A 21,819-nucleotide genomic window follows, 5' to 3' on the forward strand; every position below is an offset into this window, starting at 1 on the left:
CTGTCTCGATATAGGTATTCAGCGCGGAAATGCCGTCAATCTTCGCACCCGCCGCCCGATGGAACCCATAGGCGACGAAATCCCGGGCATCCGCGACCGCCGGCACTCCGCGGAACTACGGAGCGATGCTTAACGACCCCTTCATGGCCGGCAGCTAAGTTTTCGACATAGCAGAAATGTATTCGGGAGACCCCAAGATGCGAATCGGGAAACTTTTTGCGCTGTCGATGTTGACGGTGACGGTCTTTGCGGTCGTCCTCGGCGCCGAGGTGCTGATACCCCAGACGCGCATCTTCACGAACCGCTCCGACGCGATCAAGACGGTCGACGCCTTTGGTGCGATGTTGACCGTCAGTCAGCACGTCGCCGGACTTCGTGCGCCCTACATCTCCCCGATCTTCCAGGAAGGCGCTGCGACACCGGCCCAGATCGAAGTTACCGGGAAGGCCGCCAAGGCGGCCGATGCCGGATTCGAGGCGGCAAGGCGCGCCATCATGGTGCTCGACGACAGCGCAGCGATGATCGACGCCCTCGATCGCGCCGCCCGACGGCTCAAGGACGTCTACACGGCGGCAGATCGCGCGATGAGTGTCCCCCTGGCGGCGCGCGACAGCGCTGTGGTCAAGGGCTTCCTTCCCGCCGTTGCCGAGGTCATCAGCAATATCGAGCCGATCATGAACCAGCTCGAAGGCCAGGTCGTCAACGTCGATTCCTCGCTGGCAGCGCTCCTCAGCCTGGCGCGAACCGCGCAGGATCTGCGTGTCTCGGCCGGCAGCCGCGCTGCCACCTTGTCGCCGGCGTTGTCGGCACGCCGCCCGCTGGTTGCGGCCGAACTCTCGTTGATGGACCGCATGCAGGGACGCGTCGAAGCCGATCGCGAGCGCATCGAGGCCGGCATGCAGCAGCTCGGCAATCCGCCCCGGATCGCCGCCGCGCTGAAGGCGGCGACGGAGTCCTATTTCGGAAAAGCAGGCCCGGTCGTGGATCAGGAGATGCCCGCGGCCCGCGGCGACGGCAAGTATGGCGTCAACGCCGACGAGCTGGCGAAGGTCATCGTCCCCGCCATCCAGATGTTCTACGGCGTGCGCGACGCCGCGCTGGCCGAAGCGGCCGAGCGCGCCACGGCTGCGCGGAACGGCGCCCTCGCGATGCTCGCACTGGCCGGCGTCGCCGTGCTGGCCCTGCTCGGAACGCTCGGTGGCGTCACCCTGATGCTGCGCAGGCGCGTGGTGACCCCGCTCGGCCGGATCGCGGACGTGATCGGAACGCTCGCCGCCGGCCGGCACGATGTCGAGATCCCCACGACCGGTCGCGACGACGAGATCGGCCGGGTGGCGGGCTCGCTGCAGCACTTCAAGGATTCGCTGCTCGCCAAGAAGGCCGCCGACGAGGCCGCTGCGGCCGAGGCCGAGGCCAAGCTGCGGCGCAGCCAGCGCATGGATCAGATCGCGCGCGAGTTCGAAGCCATGATCGGCGATGTGATCAACACGGTGTCGTCGGCCTCGTCCGAGCTGGAAGCATCCGCGGGCACGCTGACGAGCACGGCCGATCAATCGGAGAAGGTCACCGCAACCGTCGCGGCCGCCTCCGAGCAGGCCTCCACCAACGTGCAGACCGTTGCCGCGGCGGCCGAGGAGATGGCCTCGTCGGTCGACGAGATCAGCCGCCAGGTGCAGGATTCCGCGCGCATCGCCGGCGAGGCGGTGCAGCAGGCGGGTCGGACCAACGACCATGTCGGCGAGCTCGCCAAGGCTGCAGGGCGGATCGGAGATGTCGTCGAGCTGATCAGCCAGATCGCGGGCCAGACCAATCTTCTCGCCCTCAACGCCACCATCGAGGCGGCCCGCGCCGGCGAGGCCGGGCGTGGCTTCGCCGTCGTCGCCTCCGAGGTCAAGGCGCTCGCCGAGCAGACCGCCAAGGCGACCGGCGAGATCAGCCAGCAGATCTCGGGAATCCAGACCGCGACGGAGGAGTCCGTCGGCGCCATCAAGGCGATCGGCGATACCATCACCCGCATGTCGGAGATCGCCTCCGCGATCGCCTCGGCGGTCGAGGAGCAGGGCGCGGCGACGCGGGAGATTTCCCGCAACGTACAGCAGGCCGCGCGCGGCACCCAGCAGGTCTCCGCCAGCATCGTCGACGTGCAGCGCGGCGCGAGCCAGACCGGCTCGGCATCGGCCAACGTGCTGACGTCGGCAAGATCGCTGTCCGGCGAGAGCAGCCGTCTCAAGGTCGAGGTCGGCAAGTTCCTCGACGCAATCCGCGCGGCGTAGGACGTCTCTCGCTGCTTGTGTGATGCAATCGCATTGAAGAGCTACGTGCCCGCGGCCCATCCTTCGAGACGCCCGCCTATGGCGGGCTCCTCAGGATGAGGACGGACTGTGCGGCAGCTATTTCCAGATGCGCCGACGTTGCTTAGCCTCATCCTGAGGAGACCGCGAAGCGGTCGTCTCGAAGGACGAGGCGCGCGCAGTGCAGTCGCTTCGACTCAGAATTCCCCGTGCAGCCGTCCTGAGAACACCGACACCGGGCCGCGGTCGGCGTTGTAGGCGGGGTTGACGATCAGCTGGTAGTCGGCGGTGAAGGTCAGCGCCTTATTCAGCGCGTAGGCGTAATAGGTTTCCAGCACGCGTTCCCTGCGGTAGTTGAGCCGGCCGTCGCCGATCAGCGGGCCGAGGCCGCCGGCGGCGATGAAGTCGCGATGGTCCTGCGACAGCGCGTTGACGGCGCCGGCGATGGCGACGACGTCGTCGGGCCGGCCCCAGGTCGTGCCCTTGACCGAGACGCCGCCGGACAGGCTGCGGTCGATGTCGGTGAAGGCCATGATCTCGTTGCGGCCGTCGTTCCAGCTCCAGCGGCCGAACACGCCGATGTCGGCGGCGATCGCCTGTTCGAGGTTGAGCGCGTAACCGTATTTGATACGGCCGCGGCGGGTCTGGCTGATGTCGACGCCGAACGCGGGATTGTCCAGCGTCTCGCGATAGCTGCCCGCAAAGGCGCTGTTGACGAAACCGAGCACGCGCAGCTTGCCGGGCTGGCCGAACAGCGAATAGCGGGTCTCGAGCTCCGCGACATACTCGCCGCGGCGACCGACATTCATGTCGAAATTACTGGAGTTCGATTCCGCGCCGATCAGGAAATAGCCGGCGCGCAGGGCCCATTGCTTCTGGTTCAATTCGGCGGTGGCGCCGTAGCCGAGGCCGAGCTTGTCGGCGGCGTAGTCGAAAGCGCCGGAGGCCCAGATCGACCAGTTCATGAAATCCTTGCGCGGATCGTGCGCGTAGGCATTGCCGTCGAACACGTCGACCACGGAAAACTTGCCGACCTGCAGGGTCAGGCGCGAGACGTCGACCTTGCTCGCGAGCTGAAGCTGGCCGGAGGCAAGCTCCTCCTGCTCGCCGCCGAAGCCGAAGGTGTGGCGCACGAACAGCCGCGAGGCGTTGAAATGCGGATAGGGGAAGCCGGATTTCTGCGCTTCGCCGTTGGGGAAGCCGGCGGCGCCCGTCGTGTTGTTGAAACCAAATCCCTGCAGCAGCTCGGGGTTGAAGTAGACCTCGCCGCCGTCCCACAGCCGCGCATTGAGATAGAGCGAATTGCTCCAGGTCTGCTGAAAATCCGGTGACGGCAGCAGGCTGTTCGGTCCGGTATAGGGCGCGCGGAACGCGGGGTAGCCCTGGCCCAGCGCGGTCGACTGGCCGTGAATCTCCCAGCGGCTGGACTCGGTGTCGGTCACATCCGACGTCGGGTTGTAGGTCGGCACGCCCGGCCAGTCGATCTTGCGATTGAGGCCGAGCCGCAGGCTGTGAAGATCCATCGACGAGGAATATTGCCCGCCCGAGGGGAAGGTGACGTTGGCGTTGTCGTACTTGCTGTAGAGATATTCGAGCCGCGCCGTCCAATGCGGCGCGAAGGCGTATTCGACGCCGCCGCCCGCGGTCCAGCCCAACCGCGTGTGCAGCACTTTTTCTTCCACGCCGTTGTTCGGCGTCGAGAGAAAACGCTCGCCGGTGAAGGCCGCGCCGCCGGTGGCGTAGACCAGCCAATTGCCATTGGCGTAACCGAGCCGCGCGCGCAGGCTCGCGACATAGTCCCAGCGTTCCTCCGCGAAGGACAGCGCGGTCCCCGTCGACGACACGACATGGTTGGAGGGCAGATAATTCGGAAAGGAGATGTCGCCTTCGACGCCGAGCAACAGGCCCGAAGTGAGGCGCCAATTGTAACCGGCCTGGACGCCGCCGGTCGCGCCGGTGAAGACGTTATTGTCGGTCGCCAAGGTGGGATCGGTCAGCGTCGCCGAGGACGTGCCGCGGGTGACGCCGGCATGCGCGCCGATATAGAGGCCGGTCCAGTCGTACACCGCCTTCAGCGCCGGCGCCTTGAGCGGCAGATCGGCCGCGCGGCTTACTGCGGGAAAAGCCAGCACACCCGAGGCAATCGCCGCAGCCGTCCGCAAGGTCCTGTAGCGGTGATTTCTCAACGTCAAAACGCACGCCCCCAAACGCGAATGTCATCCATCCACCGCGACATCCCTGCCGATTCGCGGCGGCCCTGTCATCAGTCTTAGGCGCCTGCGTACCGCCGAGATGACCTCGGCCCGAGCCGACTTCGTCCCAAGCTCCTGAACTCAAGACAAGTCTTATTGCGACTAATTCGCAATAGCAACTACATCCGGATCGCCACTGAGGATGGATCGCATCGCTGTATGACGAGACTGCAACAATCCCGCGGCCGCTCACATGAATGACCCCGCCCGGGGGGACAACCGGGCGGGGTCGGGGGCACGACACGGGGTGGATGAGGCGCCCGTGTCGGACGCAGGATCCACGTGAGATCGGCCTCAGATACTCAAATCAGTAGCAGGTACGAACGCGGCCGACGTACTGGCCGAAGGCGTTGTACTGGGCGACCCAGCCGCAGCGGTGATAGCCGTGATAATAGGGGTCGTTGCTGGCGGCGATCGCGGAGCCGACGACGGCGGCGGTGGCGATGCCGGCGCCCACACCCCAGACCCAGCCGGGCTGCTTGGCCTCGGCCTGCGAGGTGGTGGACACGATGCTGCCGGTCAGGGCGAGCGTGGCGAGAGCGGCGGCGGCAAGCTTGGTCTTGATCGACATGAGAAACTCCATCCGGGTTGAGGCGGTCCGTTGTGGCCCGCGTGCCCAGTTGGACGGAGGCTCCTCGCGTCCGGTTCGAAAGCGGCAAATCCGCTGCCGCAGGCGCGCCCTTTCCTGAATGATTCCAGAACTATAGTGGCTAGCCGAGGGGCCCCTTGGCGAGCCTGTTCACGTCGAAGTTATCGACCTCGTTCAGCAACTCGCAAAAGGCGCGCGCGCCCTGGTCGAGCAGTTGCTCGCCTTTCGCCGGCTCGGCCAATGTCGCGTTGCCGATGGCGCCGCTGGCGTTGAGATCCTGCGCCTGCCAGGCGAACGGCGCGGGCCGCTGCGTCGACAGCCAGCGATATTGCTTTTCAAGGGCGATGCTGCTCGCGGCAAAATCGGCGATCGCGGCTTGACGCACCTGATCGGGATAGCGCGCCAGCATGATCGAGGTCTCGATCGCGCCGCCATGAATGCCGTGGCGCACTTCCTCCGCCGGAAACAGTCTGTCGGCGCCCGACAGCCGCGACCACGACGTCGTCACCACGAACAATCTTTGGTGCGCGCGAAGATCCTGTGCCACCAGCATCATCGCTGCGCTGTTGCCGCCATGGCTGGTGATGATGACGAGTTTCTTCACGCCGCGCCGCGCGATGTCCTCGCCGATTCCGGTCCATCGCTTCAGCGCGACCTCGGTCGGCAGCGTCTGCGTGCCCGGATAGTCGATATGCTCGGTGGAGATCCCGACCGGCTCAACGGGCAGGAACGTCACTGGGACGCTTCCGGGCAACAGCTCGCGCGTGCGCGCCAGATAGGCGTCCGCGATCAGCACGTCTGTCGTCAGCGGCAGATGCGGGCCGTGCTGCTCGGTCGCTGCCAGCGGCAGCACCGCGATCCAGCGCGCCGTCTCCGCCGGGGGCACACCGGTCCAGCGGATCTCGGTCCAGTCGCGGGGCGGCGTCATCGAGGTTTCTTTGCCCGAATTTGTCACGTAATTTGGGTATCAGGGGATGCGGACCCGGCCGGCTCGCGTCCCCTGATGTCATGCGGTTCTATCGCGTTGCGCTCATATGAGCCAGACGCGATTGGGCTTGAAGCGAACGACGGAGTGCCATTATGACCCATTTTCATCTGCGGCGGACGCTCACAGCGGGCCTCTTCGCCGCTCTCGTCGCTCTCGCGCCGGCGCGGGCCGAGACGCTCGACAAGGTCACTTTCGGCACCAATTGGGTCGCCGAGGCCGAGCATGGCGGCTTCTTCCAGGCGGTCGCCGACGGCACTTACAAGAAATACGGCCTCGACGTCACCATCGTCCCCGGCGGTCCGAACGAGAACAACCGGATGCTGCTGATCGCCGGCAAGATCGATTTCTTCATGGCCGCGAACACGCTGATGTCGTTCGACGCGGTCGCCAACAACGTCCCCGTCGTGACCATCGCCGCGATCTTCCAGAAGGATCCGCAGGTGATGCTGACACAGCCGGACGCCAAGGTCGGCAAGCTCGAGGACCTCAAGCCGCTGACGTTGTTCATCTCCAAGGAGGGCATGGGCAGCTATTTCCAGTGGCTGAAGTCGGAATACGGCTTCAGCGAGAAGAACGTCCGCCCCTATAATTTCAATCCGCAGCCCTTCATCGCCAACCCCAAGAGCGCGATGCAGGGCTACGTCACCTCCGAGCCCTTCGCGGTCGAGAAGGCGGCGGGCTTCAAGCCCAACGTGCTGCTGCTGGCCGACTACGGCTTCAACACCTATTCGACCCTGATCGAAACCCGCCGCGACATCGTCGAAAAGAAGCCCGATCTGGTCCAGCGCTTCGTCGATGCCTCCATGGTGGGCTGGTACAATTACCTCTATCGGGACAATTCCGCCGGCAACGCCATGATCAAGCAGCTCAATCCTGAGATGACCGACGATCTGCTCGCCTATTCCGTCGCCAAGATGAAGGAGCACGGCATCGTCGATTCCGGCGATTCCTTGAAGAACGGCATCGGCGCGATGAGCGACGAGCGCTACAGCTCGTTCTTCAACAAGATGGTCAAGGCCGGCGTCGTGAAGGCGGATCTCGACTTCCGCAAATCCTACACGCTCCGCTTCGTCAACAAGGGCGTTGGCCTCGAGCTGCGTCCGAACAAGCCGTAACGCATGTCGAGATTTGGCACGCAGGTGCGGCTCGGGCTCACCTCTCCCCGTTGGGAAGAGGTGAAAGACGCGGCTCGACCGAGCCTCGACAGAACCAGCGCGCAATGACAGCGCGCTCGACCTCGTCCGCCGTCGAGGCCAGCCTGACGGCTCTCGCCGTCAGGCTGCGCGGCGTGACCAAGACCTACGACAACGGCGTCATGGCGCTCGGCCCGTTCGACCTCGCGGTGCGCAAGGGCGAGTTCATCTCGCTGCTGGGCCCGTCCGGTTGCGGCAAGTCGACAGTGCTGCGGCTGATCGCGGAGCTCAGCGCGCCGTCCTCCGGGATCGTGCGGGTGGCGCGCCGAGAGGGCGAGCTGCAGCCGGGTCACGGCATCGGCTTCGTGTTCCAGGAGCCGACCCTGATGCCCTGGGCCAATGTGCGCGAGAACGTGCGGCTGCCGCTGAAGCTCGGCGGCGTGGCGAAGGCCGAGGGGCGCGCGCGTGCCGACGCCGTCTTGGCCAGCGTCGGGCTCGCCGATTTCGCCGAGGCCTTTCCGCGCGAGCTCTCCGGCGGCATGAAGATGCGGGTGTCGCTGGCGCGCGCGCTGGTCACCGATCCCGACATCCTGCTGATGGACGAGCCGTTCGCCGCGCTCGACGAGATCACGCGCTTCCGCCTCAACAACGATCTGCTCGCGCTGTGGCGGGCTCTCGGCAAGACCGTCATCTTCGTCACCCATTCGGTGTTCGAATCCGTCTATTTGTCGCAGCGTGTTGTGGTGATGACGGCACGGCCGGGCCGCATCCAGGCCGATATCCGCATCGAGACGGTCGAGCCGCGCGGCGAGGAATTCCGCACATCGACCGCTTACGGCGACTATTGCCGCAGGGTCTCCGGCGCGCTGGCGCCGTCCTATTCGGGGCGGCCGCTGCTATGAGCGCCCCGCCCGAGAGCAATTCCAGGCCGCGAGGCGCGCAGCGTGCGCTGCGCCTGGTGCTTCCCGTCATCGTGTTCGCGGCCGGCCTCATCGCCTGGGAGTTGGTGGTCCGTATCAAGGAGATCCCGCCTTACGTGCTGCCGGCGCCCTCGATCATCGTTCTGACGCTGATCAAGGATTGGCAGGTGCTGTCGCAATCGCTCGTGACCACGCTGCTGACCACGCTCGAAGGGTTTGTCGCCGCTGGCGTCGGCGGCATCGCGCTGGCGCTGCTGTTCAACCAGTCGAAATGGGTGGAATACTCGCTGTTTCCCTACGCGATCGTGCTCCAGGTCACCCCCGTGATCGCGATCGCGCCCCTCTTGCTGATCTACCTGGAACAACAGACCGCGGTGGTGGTCTGTGCCTTCATCGTCGCCTTTTTTCCGGTGCTGTCCAACACCACGCTCGGGCTCAATTCGGTCGATCGCAACCTCGCCGGCCTGTTCCAGCTCTATGGCGCGTCAAAGCCGCAGACGCTGCGCTTCCTCAAGCTGCCGGCGGCGCTGCCTTACATTCTCGGCGGCCTGCGCATCGCAGGCGGCCTGTCGCTGATCGGCGCGGTCGTGGCCGAGATCGCGGCGGGAACCGCGGGCGCCGGCTCCGGGCTCGCCTACAGGATCGCGGAATCAGGCTATCGATTGAACATACCCCGCATGTTCGCAGCGCTGCTGCTGTTGTCGCTGGCCGGGATTGTCATCTATGGGGTGCTGGCGCTAGTTTCGCACCTCGTTTTACGGCGCTGGCATGAGAGCGCGCTTGGAGAGGAAAACTGATGGCTGCCGGTTCGATTTCGTCCGAAAAGATCGACCTTCTGATCTATGGGCCGGTGCGGCCGATCCTCGAGAACGGGTTTTCCGATCATTTCGTCGTGCACAAGGCCGAGACGCACGGCGACCTCGAACGGCTGACGCCGGCGATCCGCGAGAAGATCCGCGGCGTCGCCGTGACCTATCACACCGTGCGGGCCGACAGGGGAGCACTGTCGCAGCTGCCCAAGATCGAGATGGTGGCGAGCTTCGGCGTCGGCTACGACCACGTCGATGCCAAATACGCGGCCGAGCACAACATCATCGTCACCAACACGCCCGACGTGCTGACCGAGGAGGTCGCCGACGTCGCGATGGGCCTTCTGATCGCCACCTTGCGCGAGTTCATCAAGGCCGACCGCTACGTCCGCTCCGGGCTGTGGCAGACGCAGAACTATCCGCTCAGCGTCGGCTCGCTGCGCGACCGCAAGGTCGGCATCGTCGGCATGGGCCGGATTGGCCAGGCCATCGCGCGTCGGCTCGATGCCTCGCTGGTGCCGGTGGTCTATCACTCGCGCAACCCGTCCAAGGACGTCTCCTACAAGCACTATCCCGACCTGATCGAGATGGCGAAGGCGGTGGACACGCTAATGGTGATCGTGCCCGGCGGCGCCTCGACCAACAAGATGATCAATGCCGAGGTGCTCAAGGCGCTCGGCCCGCGCGGCGTGCTGATCAACGTGGCGCGCGGCTCCGTTGTCGACGAGCCGGCGCTGGTTCAGGCGCTGAAATCGGGCACCATCCTCGCCGCCGGCCTCGATGTGTTCGCGGCCGAGCCGAACGTGCCGGACGAGCTCAAGGCCATGCAGAACGTCGTGCTGCTGCCGCATATCGGCTCGGCCTCGGTGGTGACGCGCAACGCGATGGACCAACTCGTGGTCGACAACCTCAAGGCCTGGTTCGCCGGCAAGGCGCCGTTGACGCCGGTGGCCGAGACGCCGTTCAGGGGACGCTGATGCGAAGTCTTCGGGCCGTCGCATTCGCCGTCGCGGCCTCTTTGGCCGCGATCGGCGCCGTCGCGGCCTGCCTGGCCGCGATCGGCGCTGCCCATGCGCAGGATGCGGCGAGCCTGAAGAAATCGATGCCCGGGCAGTGGGAGCTCTCGACCACCGAGCGCAGCAAGACCTGCGTCGTCACGATGAAGGGCGATGCCGCAGGCCAGGGTTACAAGCTGGAGCTGGAGCCGGCCTGCAAGACCGCGCTGCCTTTCACCAAGGACATCGTCGCCTGGAGCGTCAGGGGCCTCGACATCGTGCGCCTGCAGGATGCGGCCGGTGAAGCCGTGATCGACTTCACCGAGGTCGAGGCCGGCATCTTCGAGGGCCTGCGCCAGGGCGAGGGCGTCTACATCCTGCAGGATCTCGCCGCGGCCCGCTCGATGGCCAAGTCGATGGACCAGATGATCGGCGACTGGGCGATGGTGCGCGGCAACGGCCAGCCGGTGTGCGGGCTGACGCTGACCAACACCGAGGCGGGCCCCGACAATTTCCAGGTCTTCCTCAAGCCGAGATGCGACGCCGCCATCGCCCAGTTCAATCCGGCGCAATGGCGGCTCGAGCGCGGCCAGATCATCCTGATGTCGAAATCGGGCGATGCCTGGCAGTTCGAGGCCGACGACAACGCGCAATGGCGGCGCGTCCCCGACACGGCAGATCCGCTGATCATGCTGCGGCAGTAGGCGGCCCGGCATTCGCCGCCGCCCGCCGCCGCGCGAAGGCGGAACCCGCAGACCGGGCATCTCGTTGACGGAAGAGGTGATTTCGTTGGGAGATCCGGCATGGCCAAGCGCATCCTCGCGATCGGCATCGAACCCGGCAATGCGGATTACAGTGCGTTTCCTCAGCTCTCGCCCGAACATGTCCGCAGCTACATCGAGGCCCAGCTGCTGCGTCTGCGAGGCCTCGGCTTCGAGGTCACGAGCTGCCTGATCGATCTCGATGCGACGGCCGAGGCCGCCGTGACCGCCGCCCTGCGTGAGGAGCACTTCGACTGCATCGTCATCGGCGCCGGCCTGCGCGAGCCGAAGGAGCGCCTCGTGCTGTTCGAGAAGGTCCTCAACCTCGTCCACCGCCTCGCGCCCGAGGCCGCGATCTGCTTCAGCACGACCCCCGCTGACACCGCCGAAGCCGTGCAGCGCTGGATCGAGCCGTGACGGGACGAACTCGGACGGGCCAAGATCCGCTGGTTTGGGAGTTCTTGCCGCATTCGAACTTTTCCTGCGCCTCGGGCGACCAAGACGGAATGGCTCAAATGCGATCGGGCTTTGACATGAAAATCGTTGCCCTGGCTTTTTCGTGCCTTCTGCTGCTCGCGATGCCCGCCAGCGCGAATGACACGCGCACCTTTGATGCGATGGTCGTGTTGGCCAATCGCGGAGATGCCGAGGCGCAATATCATGTCGGCATGATGCACAACAACGGCATCGGCACGCAGCAGGACCGCAGCCGGGCCTTCGAGTGGTTTCAGAAATCGGCCGCGGGCAACGACCCCCTGGGGGCCTACAAGCTCGGTTGCTATTATGACGGACAAGGTGCCGGCATTGTTGCGACCGATGCGGATCAAGCACTGAAATACAAGCTCGTGTCCGCCAGGGCCGGCTATGCGCGCGCTCAGCACGATGTCGCCCTGATGTATGACAGGAGAGGCAACTCGGAAGAAGCGCTGAAATGGTGGAGGACGGCTGCCGATCAGGGGCTTCCCGAAGCCCTCTTCAGCCTGTCTCGCGCCTATTCGGCCGGAAAGGGAGCGCCGAAAGACTTGTCCCTGTCGTATGCCTATTTCAAACTCTCGAAGGTGGCGCCGGCGAAGAACGTGAACGAGATGGCTTCCATGTTGTCCAAGCCTGAGCTCGAGAAGGCCGAGAAACTGGTTGCCGCATGGAAGCCGCAACCGACCGCCTTGACGCTCAAGGCATTCGCCGGCATCACGGCCGCGGAAGAGCACCTGAAAGCCGCCAGGAACCAGGCGTTCTGATTGGCCTAGATCAGCCGCAGCCCGCGCAGGCTCGCATGCCCGTTCGTGCCCACGATGATATGGTTGAGCGCAGTCACATCTTAGTGGCGCTCTGCGAGCACAGCAGACAGCGCCGCCTCCGCAGCCGTCCTGACCTCATCGCTTGGATCGTGGTGTAGCGCCTCCAGGGCGCCGATGGCACCAGACGCCCGGGACCCAATGGCCTTGAGGCCAAGCGCCGCCTCCCGCCTCAAGTCGGCGCGGTCCATCCCCTCGAGCAATTTCACCAGCATGGGAACGGTGCTCTCATCCCCCGTGATCTTTGCCAGCGCGATTGCCGACCACGCCGCCAGTCCCAGCTGCGGTGAATGCAATTGCGCGCGTAGCAATTCAGCCGCCGCGTGAGCGGCGGGCCCGATCCGTCCCAGCGCGTCCGCCGCCCATTCGGCGCGCGGATCCTCCAGCTGCCGGATAATGTCGGACAGCACAGGCACCGCCGCTGCACCAATGCGAGCAAGCGCAGTTGCTGCCGCCGACACAACGATGTTGCTGTCGTGTCCGAGTGCTGCTGTCAGCTCTGCAAGCACAGCGGAATCGCTCGAGCCCATGGACCCTAATGCATCGGCCGCGGCCCACTGCAAATCCCAATCATCGGATTCCAGCGCTGCAAGAACCTGATCGATCAATGGTGCCGCGGCAGGGCCGATCTGGCTGATCACGTCGCAGACTGTCTCGCCGAAGTCCGGGAAGAGCCTCTCCAGATGGGGCAGCGCGACGTCGATGCGGCGCTCCACACGCCATAGGGCGCCTGTGGCGGCGATGGTGATGAATGCGTCTTCGCTGTCGAGTGCATCTATGAGGAACGGTACTGCCCCGTGAGCTCTTGGGCCCAGCATGCCAATCACCTCGCAGGCGGTGGCTGCTGAGCGCCTTCGTGCGCCGCGTACGACCTGGCAAATCGGGGCAAGATGGGATGTAAGGTCGATTTCATCGGCGAGACCTTTCAGTTGTTGGATGGCGATCTCTTCTACACGCTCCGATCGATCTGAAAGCCGAGGCACGATCAGCTCGAGGTGAGTCGCAGGATCGAGATCAAGGGATTCAATGGCATAGCAGGCGCTCCAGCGGACGGCCTCGTCCTCGTCCACGAGCGCGTCGAATATCTCCTGCTGACGTGCGCGAAATGTTGCGAGGTCTGCGGCCGCGTTTGCTAAGCTGCCCAAGCCGTGCAAGGCAGAGCGGCGATCTTCTATCGTCCCCGAGCGCGCCATATCGAACAGGGCCGCAATCGTGCGTTGACGGGAATCCCCAATCACACCAAGTGCCCAAGCCGCGCGTGAGCGCACCTCCTGAACGGGGTCCGCGAGCAACGGCAGGATGCTCTGCGTGGCGAGCATCGCTTCTTGGCCGATCGTCCCGAGCGATGAGCATGCTCGCTGCCGTACAATCGGATTATGGTGCCTTAGTTGCTCAATCAATGGCTCGATGCTGTCCGGCGCACAATAGCTGAGGCCGTAGCTCGCACTCTCGCCGATCTCCTTGTCTCCATCGGCCAGCAGCTCCAGCCAGATAGGAATTGCCGCACGCGCGCGAACGCGGACCTTCCGGCAAAGATCGGAGAGGTCGCGAATGGCGGCTTGGCGGTGCTTCGCGTCAGTGCGTTTGATTTCCGCGGAAACGCGGAAGATAGTCTCCGCTATCGTCCGGTCAGCGAAGGAATGGTCGTCAGTCAACATGGTGCAAGAACCTAAACGGGGTAGAGGCTCCTCAACAAAGCTTGCATTTGGCTCATTCAGATTAGCCTTAAGCCCCGCAAGCTCGCATGCCCGTTCTTGCCCACGATGATATGGTCGTGCACGACGATCCCCAGCGGCTTGGCAATATCGATGATCGCCTTCGTCATCTGGATGTCGGCCTGCGAGGGCGAGGGATCGCCGGAGGGGTGGTTGTGGACCAGGATCAGCGCGGTCGCCGATAATTCCAGCGCGCGCTTGATCACCTCGCGGGGATAGACCGGGGTGTGGTCGACCGTGCCGGTCTGCTGCACCTCGTCGGCGATCAGCTGATTGCGCTTGTCGAGGAAGAGCAGGCGAAACTGCTCCTTGTCGGCGAACGCCATGCTGGAGCGACAATAATCGATCACCGCGTTCCAGGACGACAGGGCGTTGCGGCTGTTGACCCCGCCCTTGGCGACGCGATGCGCTGCCGCGGCGATCAGCTTCAGCTGGTTGATCGCGGATTCACCGATGCCCTCGACCTCGCGCAGCCGCGCCACCGGCGCATGCACGACCTCGGCGAACGAGCCGAAGGTCTTGATCAGCGTCTTCGCCAGCGGCTTGGTGTCGCGCCGCGGCAGCGCCGGAAACAGCGCCATCTCGAGCAGCTCGTAATCGCTGAGCGCATCCGCGCCGGCATTGTAGAAGCGCTCGCGCAGCCGCTCGCGATGGCCGAGATAGTGCGGCGTCTCGTCAGGTTTGCTCTTGTCGTGGTCCGGCTTGGCGGGCATCGGCCGCCAGCATCGCCCTCTCGCCGGAATTTTTCAACCGACAATTGCGCTGCTCTCAGGGCCTCCGCATGGGAGCGGTTATCGCCATGACGCCGACGACGATGAGCAACATGCCGGCCAGCATCGACCAGGTGAAGCTTTCGTCAAGGAGCGTAGTCCCAAGCGCCACGGCGAAGCCGGCGCGCAGATAGCTGCCGCTCGTCGTGCCGAGGGGGCCAAGCGTATGGATCAGGCGGAAATAGATCACCATCGCGAGGGCGGTGCAGACGATCGCAAGGCCGAGCACCGCCGTGATCGCCTGCGTCGTCGGCGCCAGCGTCCAGGGACGGTCGAGGACAGCGGCGATGGGCAGCATCAAAGCCGCGGCGCAGCTCATCGTCCCGGCTGCCGTGACGATCACGGGACGGCCCGCGAACCGCTGCCCCCAGATTGGTGCGAGCGCGTAGCAGAAGCTCGCCGCCAAGATGGCGGCCTGCGCCAGCAGTGCGGCGGTGTCCCCCGATCGCGCGTCCACTCGCATGGTCGACATCGCGATGACCAGCACGAACATCGGCGGCGTCGCATTAAGCACGCCGGCGAGGCCGCTTGTGATGTGGACCTCGCCCCAACTGATCAGGGTAAAGGGCAGCGCGCTTTGCAGCAGCCCTTGCACGACAAAAGCCGCCCACAGCGACCCTTGGCGCGGCAAGGCGTGCCCCTGCGCGAGCGCGATCAGGATCAAGAGAACGGCCGCGATCGTCACCCGCGCCGCGACCATTGTGAAGGGCGGGATCGTCGGAAGCGCGACCTTGATCAGCGTGAATGAGCTGCCCCAGATCAGGGCGAGAAGGAGCAGGAGCCCGATCTCGAGCGCGAGACGGGTTTGTCCTGATGTCGTCTGTTGCGGCTGTGTGCTCATGCGATCTGTTCCGGGTCTATCGACACGATGGTCCGGAGCGGCACCGCAGGCTGGCGGGATTCGGACCTCATCGTCCGGTCAAGTCCGATTTCAGCTACTCGGCGGGGCGCTTCGACACTAGGATTTCGCCATGACGACAGGCCCGGCACAGCGGCAGACGCTGCGACCGCATCTCGACCGTGAAACCTGCGATCGGGCACGCCTCGCGCGTGCGCGCGCTTTCGATGGCCTGTTCTTCTCCGGCGTTCGCTCGACGCGCATCTATTGCCGCCCGGTCTGCCCCGTGCGTCCGGCCCGCTCTGAGAACGTCACCTTCTATGCGACTGCGGCTGCCGCCGAGCGGGCCGGCTTTCGCCCGTGTCTGCGCTGCCGGCCAGAAACCGCGCCGGGCTCGCCGGCCTGGATGGGGACGGCGACCACCGTCGCGCGCGGCATGCGCCTGATCAATGACGGCTTTCTCGACCGCGCGACCATGGCGGAGCTTGCGGATGCCCTGGGCGTCGGGCCGCGTCACCTGCTCCGCCTGTTCATGCGCCACGCCGGCGCGAGCCCGAGCGAGATCGCCGCGACGCGCCGCGTGCAGGAAGCCAAGCGGCTCATCGACCAGACCGAGATGACATTGGCGGAGATTGCGTTTGCGGCCGGCTTTGGCAGCATCCGTAGATTCAACGATGCCTTTGCCGCGACCTACAAGCGGCCGCCGTCGTCATTCCGCCGCAAGCGATAGAGCTGGATCAGCCTTCGTTGAGGCGAAGCGTTCAGAACTCCGTCGAGCTCTGTCCCGCCGGCAGGGCAGAGATGAACATGGATCGCCGCCGAACCGCATCCAAGAAAACGGCACTCGCATCCGTCAATCCGGGCCGCGCCCACTTGGGTGACCGCAGTCTTGCGGGGCATCGGCGCAAGGATGCCGCGCCGGGCGGTTTTTGCAACTCTGAAGTGCTGCGCGACGACGCCGCGGCGGCAAGAAAAAAGGCGCCGTGCGAACACGGCGCCTTCGCATTCACTGCGTGCGGCGCGATCAGGCCTTGACGGCGGCGAAGGCGTAGCCGTTGCCGTCCTTGGTCAGCGTGCCGACGTTCGGAAAGCCGAAATGATAGCCGGCGATCATGCCCTTTTCGGCGATCACGCGGTCGAAGAAGGCGCGCCGCGTGGCCTCCGCCTTCGGTCCGTCGCTGTCGAAGCCGGAGAACCAGCCGGGGTTCTTGACGAACAGCTGGTGGATGCCGGTGACGTCGCTCTGGATGAAGAGCTGCTGCCCGCCGGAGGCCACCAGGAAGGACATGTGGCCGATCGTGTGACCCGGCGTGGCGATGGCCTTGACGCCGGGCGCGAGGTCGGCGCCGTCGCCATACTGCTTGATGTTCTTCCAGGTCGGGAAGGTCGCCTGAATCCGCTTGACGTGGGCGCGGTTGGCTTCGGGCACCTTCTCCACCAGGGCCGCATCGGTCCAGAACTTGTACTCGACTTCGGGCATCATGATTTCCGCGTTTGGAAATACCTGCGCGTTGGTTTCCTTCACCCACAAGCCCGAAATGTGATCGGGATGGAAATGCGAGATCACTACCGTCGACACCGCCGCCGGATCGAGACCGGCCGCCTTCATGTTGCCGGCGAGCTTGCCGACGCTGGCGGGACCGTTGCCGCCGAAACCGCTGTCGAACAGAACGACTTTGCCGCCGGTACGGATCGCGGTGACCGTGAAGGGATTGTCGATCTTGTCGGGTCCGATGCCGGCTGCGGTCAGCGCCTTCTTGACGTCGTCGAGCCCGGCATTCTTGACTATGCCCTCGGTCACCGGCCGCTCGATCGAGCCCTCATGCAGGCTGAACACGTCGATGTCACCGACCTTGTAGGTAAGGCTATCGGCGGCGCGCTGTGCCGAGGCGGCACCGATGAAGGACACGGGCCCCTTGAGACCGAAGACCAGTGCTGCCCCCGTGCTCCCGAGGACCAGATCGCGTCGTGAAACCTCGAACATTGTGATGCTCCCTTTGAGTGGATCCTCGGAAGGCGCTTTACACCGGTTGAAAGCGCCCGCGATGGTTCGACACCGGGATGCGTTGCCTATTCCCTGGCGATTGTCATGCGGGGAACGGCAAGATGACGCAGGCTGCTGCTGTATTGAGAGCGATTTGCAACAAGGGTTGCGCTTACGTTGCCGCGATCTGCTTCTCGCCGTGCCGCTCCGACAGCGTGAAGATCTCGACGCCGGTGGCGGTGACGCCGACGGAGTGCTCGAACTGCGCCGACAGCGAGCGGTCGCGGGTCACCGCGGTCCAGCCGTCGGAGAGGATCTTCACGTGCGGCTTGCCGAGATTGATCATCGGCTCGATGGTGAAGAACATGCCGGGCTTGAGCTGCACGCCTTCGCCCGGACGGCCGATATGGATGATGTTCGGCTCGTCGTGGAACATGCGGCCGAGGCCGTGGCCGCAGAAATCGCGCACCACGCTCATGCCCTGCGGCTCGACGAAGCTCTGGATGGCGTGGCCGATGTCGCCGGTGGTGGCGCCGGGCTTCACCGCGGCGATGCCGCGCATCATCGCCTCATACGTCACCTCGATCAGCCGCTCCGCCTTGCGGGCGATCGGGCCGACCGCATACATCCGGCTGGAATCGCCGTACCAGCCGTCGACGATGAAGGTGACGTCGATGTTGACGATGTCGCCTTCCTTCAGCGGACGGTCGCCGGGCATGCCGTGGCAGACCACGTGGTTGAGCGAGGTGCAGGTCGAATAGCGATAGCCGCGATACATCAGCGTCGCCGGATAGGCGCCATGGCTGAAGGCGAACTCGCGGACGAACTGGTCGATGCGCTCGGTCGGCACGCCGGGCCCGACGATGTCGGTCAGCTCGTCCAGGCACTTCGCCACCAGCGCGCCCGCCTTGCGCATGCCGGCAAAGGCGGCCGGCCCGTGCAGCTTGATCTGTCCGGTCTTGCGCAGCGAGGTATCGGTGGCTTCGACGTAGCTCATGCGGGTGCGGTCTTCCTCGATGTCGGTGGAAAGGCTTGATATCAGGCCCCAATTTAATGATTGGCGGCCTTCATGCAAGCCGAGCCTACCGGCCCTGGGTGCGAAAGCGGCCTAATTCGGGACTTCTACGGTGGTTTCCACCGGCAGCGCGCCGCCGCGGATGCGGATTTCGCGGACCGGATAGGGAACCCGGATGCCCTCCTGCTTGAAGGCGTCCCACAGCGCCAGCATCACGTCGCTCTTGACGGTGTCCATGCCGTCGGGGTCCGCGAGCCAGAGGGTGAGGGAGAACTTCATCCCGGCCTCCGCGAACTCGGTCAGAATGCAGTTCGGCGGCTTGCCCTTCTGCGCGCGGGGATGAGCGGCGGCGATCTCGGCGGCGAGCTTGCAGACGAGCCGCGGGTCGGCGTCGTAATTGGTGCCGAAGGCGATCTTCACCAGCGTGTTCTTGTCGGTATAGGTCCAGTTGACGACCTTCTGCGTCACCAGATCCTCGTTCGGCACCAGGAACTCGCGGCCGTCGCCGGCGGCAACGGAAATATAGCGCGTCTTCATCGCGCTGATGCGGCCGGTATTGTCGCCGATGGTGACGAGGTCGCCGGGCTTCACCGACTTGTCGGCGAGCAGGATGATGCCGGAGATGAAATTGGCGACGATCTTCTGCAGGCCGATACCGATGCCGACGCCGACCGCGCCGGAGAACACCGCGAGCGCGGACAGGTCGATGCCGACCGCGCCGAGCGCGATGACGATGGCGACGGCCAGAAGCCCGATGCGGATGATCTTGACCAGCAGCACCTGCACCGACGGCGTCAGGTCGGTGGTCGCGTTGATCCGGCTCTCGGCGAAATTGCTGGCGATGTTGGTGGCCCAGAGCGCGATGAGGAGAAGCGCGCCGGCCTTGATCGCCAGCAGCGGGGTCAGCCGGAGGCCGCCGAGCACGATCGCGTAGGCATCGAGCAGCTCGACGGTCGCATCGAACTGGCCGAGGATGGAGAGCGCGGCGACAAACCAGGCCGTGATCGACACCAGCCTGACGATGAAGGCATTGCGCAGCACCGAGGTCAGGAGCCGGATCGCGAGCCAGGCCAGCCCGAGCTTGGCGGCGACCATCAAGAGATAGGAGCGGCTCGGCCAGGTCGCGTGGTACATCACGAGGCGCGAGACGATCACGAGCAAGGTGAACACCGCCGTCGACGCGCTGGAGACCATCACCCGGGCGAAGTGCCGGAGCGGCAGCGGCCAGCGCATCGTCAGCGCGGTCATGTCGACCCGGTTGCGGATGCCGGCCTCCGCCGCATAGGCGATGCCGGCGGCGGCCAGAATGAGCCCGAATTGCAGGTAGAACCAGGGCGAGGAGATCTCCGCCCCGACGCTGCGCGCGGTGGTCTGCACGAACTCCATGAAGTCCTTGAGGTCCATGTCCATCGGTCTCGTCGGCAAGCGGGGAGGATTTGATTCGAGGGAGCCGCAGAATCCCACAAAGGGCGCGGCCGGACCACCGATACACCGGCATGTGATGGACGTTAAGGCCGCAAAAACGGGCAGATTGCCGCGAGACGCGAAAATGAGTTGGCGCGTGAGTCTGCCGACGATAAGGATGCCATTCCAGCTGTTTTAACCCGGAAGGTGGATGGCCTCCCTCGACTCCGTCAGCCTCGCCATATTGCTCGGCGCCGTCCTCGTCATGGCCGGTATCCTGTCGAGCCTGCTCGCGCTCCGCTTCGGTGCGCCCTTGCTGCTGGTCTTCCTTGCGGTCGGCATGCTCGCCGGCGATTCCGGTCCCGGCCAGCTCCAGTTCGACGACGTCCGCACCACCTATCTGGTCGGCTCGGTGGCGCTGGCCCTGATCCTGTTCGACGGCGGCCTCAGGACGCGCTTTGCCAGCATCCGCACCGTGCTCGCGCCGTCCGTGGTGCTTGCGACCGCCGGCGTGCTGCTGACCGCGCTGATCACGGCGCCGTTCGCCAAATTCGCGCTCGATCTCAACTGGACGGAATCGCTGCTGGTCGGCGCCGTGGTGGCCTCGACCGATGCGGCCGCGGTGTTCCTGCTGGTGCACACCCAGGGCCTGCGCCTGCGCCCGCGCGTCGGCGCGACGCTGGAAGCGGAATCCGGCACCAACGACCCCTTCGCGATCTTCCTCACCTTGATGCTGGTCGAGTACATCTCGGTCGGCTCGAGCTCGCCCGGCCACGTGCTGACGGAGTTCGTGCTGGAGGCGGTGCTGGGCGCGGTGGTCGGCGTGTTCGGCGGCCGCCTCGTCGTCATCGCGCTCAACAAAGTGGCGCTGCCGCAGGGGCTGCATGCGCCCTTCGTGACCACGGCCGCGCTGGTGATCTTCGGAGCTTCCCAGATCATGCATGCCTCCGGCTTCCTTGCGGTCTATCTCGCCGGCATCATCATCGGCAACCGGCCGACGCGCGCGCACAACCAGGTCGTGGCCTTCCTCGATGCCGCGACCTGGCTGGCGCAGATCGTGATGTTCGTGCTGCTCGGCCTGCTGGTCTCGCCGAGCAGGCTGGGGGACAGCATCGTGCCGGCGGTCGCCGTCGCGTTCATGCTGATGCTGGTGGCGCGGCCGATCGCGGTGTTCGTGTGCCTTGCGCCATTCCGCTTCAATTGGCGCGAGAAGATCTTCATCGCCTGGACCGGCCTGCGCGGCGCGGTCGCGATCTTCCTGGCCTCGATCCCGATGCTGGTCGGCCTGTCCAAGGCCTATCTCTATTTCGACGTCGCCTTCGTCGTCGTCATCATCTCGCTCTTGCTGCAGGGCTGGACCCTTGCACCGGCCGCGCGAAAACTGCACGTGGCGCTGCCGCGCGCCGAGCGCGGCCCGCGCCGTGTCGAATTGGATCTGCCCGGCCAGCTCGAGCAGCAGCTGGTCGGATATCCGGTGCGGCCCAAGAGCCTGTATTTCCGCCGCGGCCTGATCCCGTCCTGGTCCAAGCCGACGCTGGTGATCCGCAACGAGAACATCCTGACGCCGCTGGAGGCCGATCCGATCGCGCCCGGCGATTACATCTATCTGCTGGCCCCGCCGGAAAAGGCCGAATCGCTCGACCGCTTCTTCGTCGACATGCAGCCGAGCTCGGCGCCGGATCCGCATCTGCTCGGCGACTTCATGGTCTCCGGCGAGCACACGCTGGCCGAGCTTGCGGAGATCTACGGCGTGACGGTGAGCGAGGAAGCGAGCAAGCTCACGCTCGCGGACTATTTCGACATCCATCTCGACCACGCGCCGAAAGAGGGCGCCGAGCTGCCGCTGGACGAGATCGTGCTGGTCGCGCGTAGCATCTCCGGCGGCCGCGTCAGCGTCGTCGGCCTGCGCCTGCCGGAAGAAGACGAGACGCCCCCGCCGCTGACCCGCGCGCAGGCGCTGCGGAAGAAGCTTTCGGATATGTGGACCTCGGTGGCGGGGGTGTAACGCAGCCTACGATGGCTACGCTCGCAATAACTCGTGTCCCGGACGTGCTGCAACG

General features: G+C 65.3%; 20 protein-coding genes. 11 read left to right on the forward strand and 9 right to left on the reverse strand.

The features are described from left to right. The first annotated feature begins 197 nt into the window (after nucleotides 1-197). Nucleotides 198-2,273 carry a methyl-accepting chemotaxis protein gene (locus tag K410_RS0105885; protein ID WP_028133982.1) on the forward strand — a complete coding sequence of 692 codons (2,076 nt, stop codon included), beginning with the start codon at nucleotides 198-200 and terminating at the stop codon, nucleotides 2,271-2,273. Between the two features lie 215 nt (nucleotides 2,274-2,488). Here the strand turns inward: K410_RS0105885 and K410_RS0105890 are convergent, their stop codons facing one another. The 3 genes from K410_RS0105890 to K410_RS0105900 form a co-directional block, all read right to left on the reverse strand. After that, complete coding sequence (locus tag K410_RS0105890) at nucleotides 2,489-4,453, reverse strand: carbohydrate porin (protein ID WP_028133983.1); 1,965 nt, start codon at nucleotides 4,451-4,453, stop codon at nucleotides 2,489-2,491. A 397-nt stretch (nucleotides 4,454-4,850) separates the two neighbouring features. Beyond that, nucleotides 4,851-5,114: a hypothetical protein gene (locus K410_RS0105895; RefSeq protein WP_028133984.1), complete on the reverse strand. Its 264-nt coding sequence runs from the start codon at nucleotides 5,112-5,114 to the stop codon at nucleotides 4,851-4,853. A gap of 139 nt (nucleotides 5,115-5,253) precedes the next feature. Beyond that, a complete protein-coding gene (locus K410_RS0105900) occupies nucleotides 5,254-6,060 on the reverse strand; it encodes a creatininase family protein (protein WP_028133985.1) in 807 nt (268 codons plus the stop codon). A gap of 152 nt (nucleotides 6,061-6,212) precedes the next feature. Here K410_RS0105900 and K410_RS0105905 point away from each other — a divergent pair, with 152 nt between their 5' ends. The 7 genes from K410_RS0105905 to K410_RS0105935 all read left to right on the forward strand — a co-directional run bounded on the left by K410_RS0105905 (nucleotide 6,213) and on the right by K410_RS0105935 (nucleotide 11,976). Beyond that, on the forward strand, nucleotides 6,213-7,235 hold the full coding sequence (locus tag K410_RS0105905; protein WP_028133986.1) for an ABC transporter substrate-binding protein: 1,023 nt from the start codon (nucleotides 6,213-6,215) through the stop codon (nucleotides 7,233-7,235). Nucleotides 7,236-7,339: 104 nt separating this feature from the next. Then, nucleotides 7,340-8,155: an ABC transporter ATP-binding protein gene (locus tag K410_RS0105910; RefSeq protein WP_028133987.1), complete on the forward strand. Its 816-nt coding sequence runs from the start codon at nucleotides 7,340-7,342 to the stop codon at nucleotides 8,153-8,155. After that, nucleotides 8,152-8,970 carry an ABC transporter permease gene (locus tag K410_RS0105915; protein WP_028133988.1) on the forward strand — a complete coding sequence of 273 codons (819 nt, stop codon included), beginning with the start codon at nucleotides 8,152-8,154 and terminating at the stop codon, nucleotides 8,968-8,970. The genes K410_RS0105910 and K410_RS0105915 overlap by 4 nt, the downstream gene beginning before the upstream one ends. After that, nucleotides 8,970-9,959 carry a 2-hydroxyacid dehydrogenase gene (locus K410_RS0105920; RefSeq protein WP_028133989.1) on the forward strand — a complete coding sequence of 330 codons (990 nt, stop codon included), beginning with the start codon at nucleotides 8,970-8,972 and terminating at the stop codon, nucleotides 9,957-9,959. The genes K410_RS0105915 and K410_RS0105920 overlap by 1 nt, the downstream gene beginning before the upstream one ends. Then, complete coding sequence (locus K410_RS0105925; protein ID WP_028133990.1) at nucleotides 9,959-10,681, forward strand: AprI/Inh family metalloprotease inhibitor; 723 nt, start codon at nucleotides 9,959-9,961, stop codon at nucleotides 10,679-10,681. The genes K410_RS0105920 and K410_RS0105925 overlap by 1 nt, the downstream gene beginning before the upstream one ends. Before the next feature lie 99 nt (nucleotides 10,682-10,780). After that, nucleotides 10,781-11,155, forward strand: coding sequence for a hypothetical protein (locus tag K410_RS0105930; RefSeq protein ID WP_028133991.1), 375 nt, complete (start codon nucleotides 10,781-10,783; stop codon nucleotides 11,153-11,155). A gap of 116 nt (nucleotides 11,156-11,271) precedes the next feature. Then, complete coding sequence (locus K410_RS0105935) at nucleotides 11,272-11,976, forward strand: tetratricopeptide repeat protein (RefSeq protein WP_028133992.1); 705 nt, start codon at nucleotides 11,272-11,274, stop codon at nucleotides 11,974-11,976. 80 nt (nucleotides 11,977-12,056) lie between these two features. Here the strand turns inward: K410_RS0105935 and K410_RS0105940 are convergent, their stop codons facing one another. Genes K410_RS0105940 through K410_RS0105950 form a run of 3 tightly spaced genes read right to left on the reverse strand, consistent with a single transcriptional unit; the run spans nucleotide 12,057 to nucleotide 15,359 of the window. Next, nucleotides 12,057-13,691 carry a HEAT repeat domain-containing protein gene (locus K410_RS0105940; protein ID WP_028133993.1) on the reverse strand — a complete coding sequence of 545 codons (1,635 nt, stop codon included), beginning with the start codon at nucleotides 13,689-13,691 and terminating at the stop codon, nucleotides 12,057-12,059. A gap of 56 nt (nucleotides 13,692-13,747) precedes the next feature. Next, complete coding sequence (gene radC / locus K410_RS0105945) at nucleotides 13,748-14,461, reverse strand: RadC family protein (protein ID WP_028133994.1); 714 nt, start codon at nucleotides 14,459-14,461, stop codon at nucleotides 13,748-13,750. A 55-nt stretch (nucleotides 14,462-14,516) separates the two neighbouring features. After that, the gene (locus K410_RS0105950) at nucleotides 14,517-15,359 is read right to left on the reverse strand and encodes a DMT family transporter (protein ID WP_028133995.1); all 843 of its coding nucleotides are present in this window, start codon (nucleotides 15,357-15,359) and stop codon (nucleotides 14,517-14,519) included. Between the two features lie 130 nt (nucleotides 15,360-15,489). On the opposite strand from K410_RS0105950, the gene K410_RS0105955 reads away from it, so the two are divergent. Further along, nucleotides 15,490-16,086: a bifunctional transcriptional activator/DNA repair enzyme AdaA gene (locus K410_RS0105955; RefSeq protein WP_049819950.1), complete on the forward strand. Its 597-nt coding sequence runs from the start codon at nucleotides 15,490-15,492 to the stop codon at nucleotides 16,084-16,086. 71 nt (nucleotides 16,087-16,157) lie between these two features. Further along, nucleotides 16,158-16,391 (forward strand): hypothetical protein, encoded by a 234-nt coding sequence (locus K410_RS39275; protein WP_155253251.1) that lies wholly within the window; start codon nucleotides 16,158-16,160, stop codon nucleotides 16,389-16,391. On the opposite strand, the gene K410_RS0105960 is transcribed toward K410_RS39275, so the two are convergent. The 3 genes from K410_RS0105960 to K410_RS0105970 all read right to left on the reverse strand — a co-directional run bounded on the left by K410_RS0105960 (nucleotide 16,381) and on the right by K410_RS0105970 (nucleotide 19,765). Next, a complete protein-coding gene (locus K410_RS0105960) occupies nucleotides 16,381-17,340 on the reverse strand; it encodes an MBL fold metallo-hydrolase (protein ID WP_028133997.1) in 960 nt (319 codons plus the stop codon). The genes K410_RS39275 and K410_RS0105960 overlap by 11 nt on opposite strands. 172 nt (nucleotides 17,341-17,512) lie before the next feature. Beyond that, nucleotides 17,513-18,337 (reverse strand): type I methionyl aminopeptidase, encoded by an 825-nt coding sequence (gene map, locus K410_RS0105965; protein WP_028133998.1) that lies wholly within the window; start codon nucleotides 18,335-18,337, stop codon nucleotides 17,513-17,515. A 111-nt stretch (nucleotides 18,338-18,448) separates the two neighbouring features. Beyond that, nucleotides 18,449-19,765, reverse strand: a complete 1,317-nt coding sequence (locus K410_RS0105970) for a mechanosensitive ion channel family protein (RefSeq protein WP_028133999.1) — start codon at nucleotides 19,763-19,765, stop codon at nucleotides 18,449-18,451. A 205-nt stretch (nucleotides 19,766-19,970) separates the two neighbouring features. Between K410_RS0105970 and K410_RS0105975 the strand changes: the two genes are divergently transcribed. Further along, a complete protein-coding gene (locus K410_RS0105975; RefSeq protein ID WP_028134000.1) occupies nucleotides 19,971-21,764 on the forward strand; it encodes a potassium/proton antiporter in 1,794 nt (597 codons plus the stop codon). Nucleotides 21,765-21,819 lie beyond the last annotated feature (55 nt).

This window comes from Bradyrhizobium sp. 22 (genome assembly GCF_000482425.1).
GTDB classification, from domain to species: domain Bacteria; phylum Pseudomonadota; class Alphaproteobacteria; order Rhizobiales; family Xanthobacteraceae; genus Bradyrhizobium; species Bradyrhizobium japonicum_B.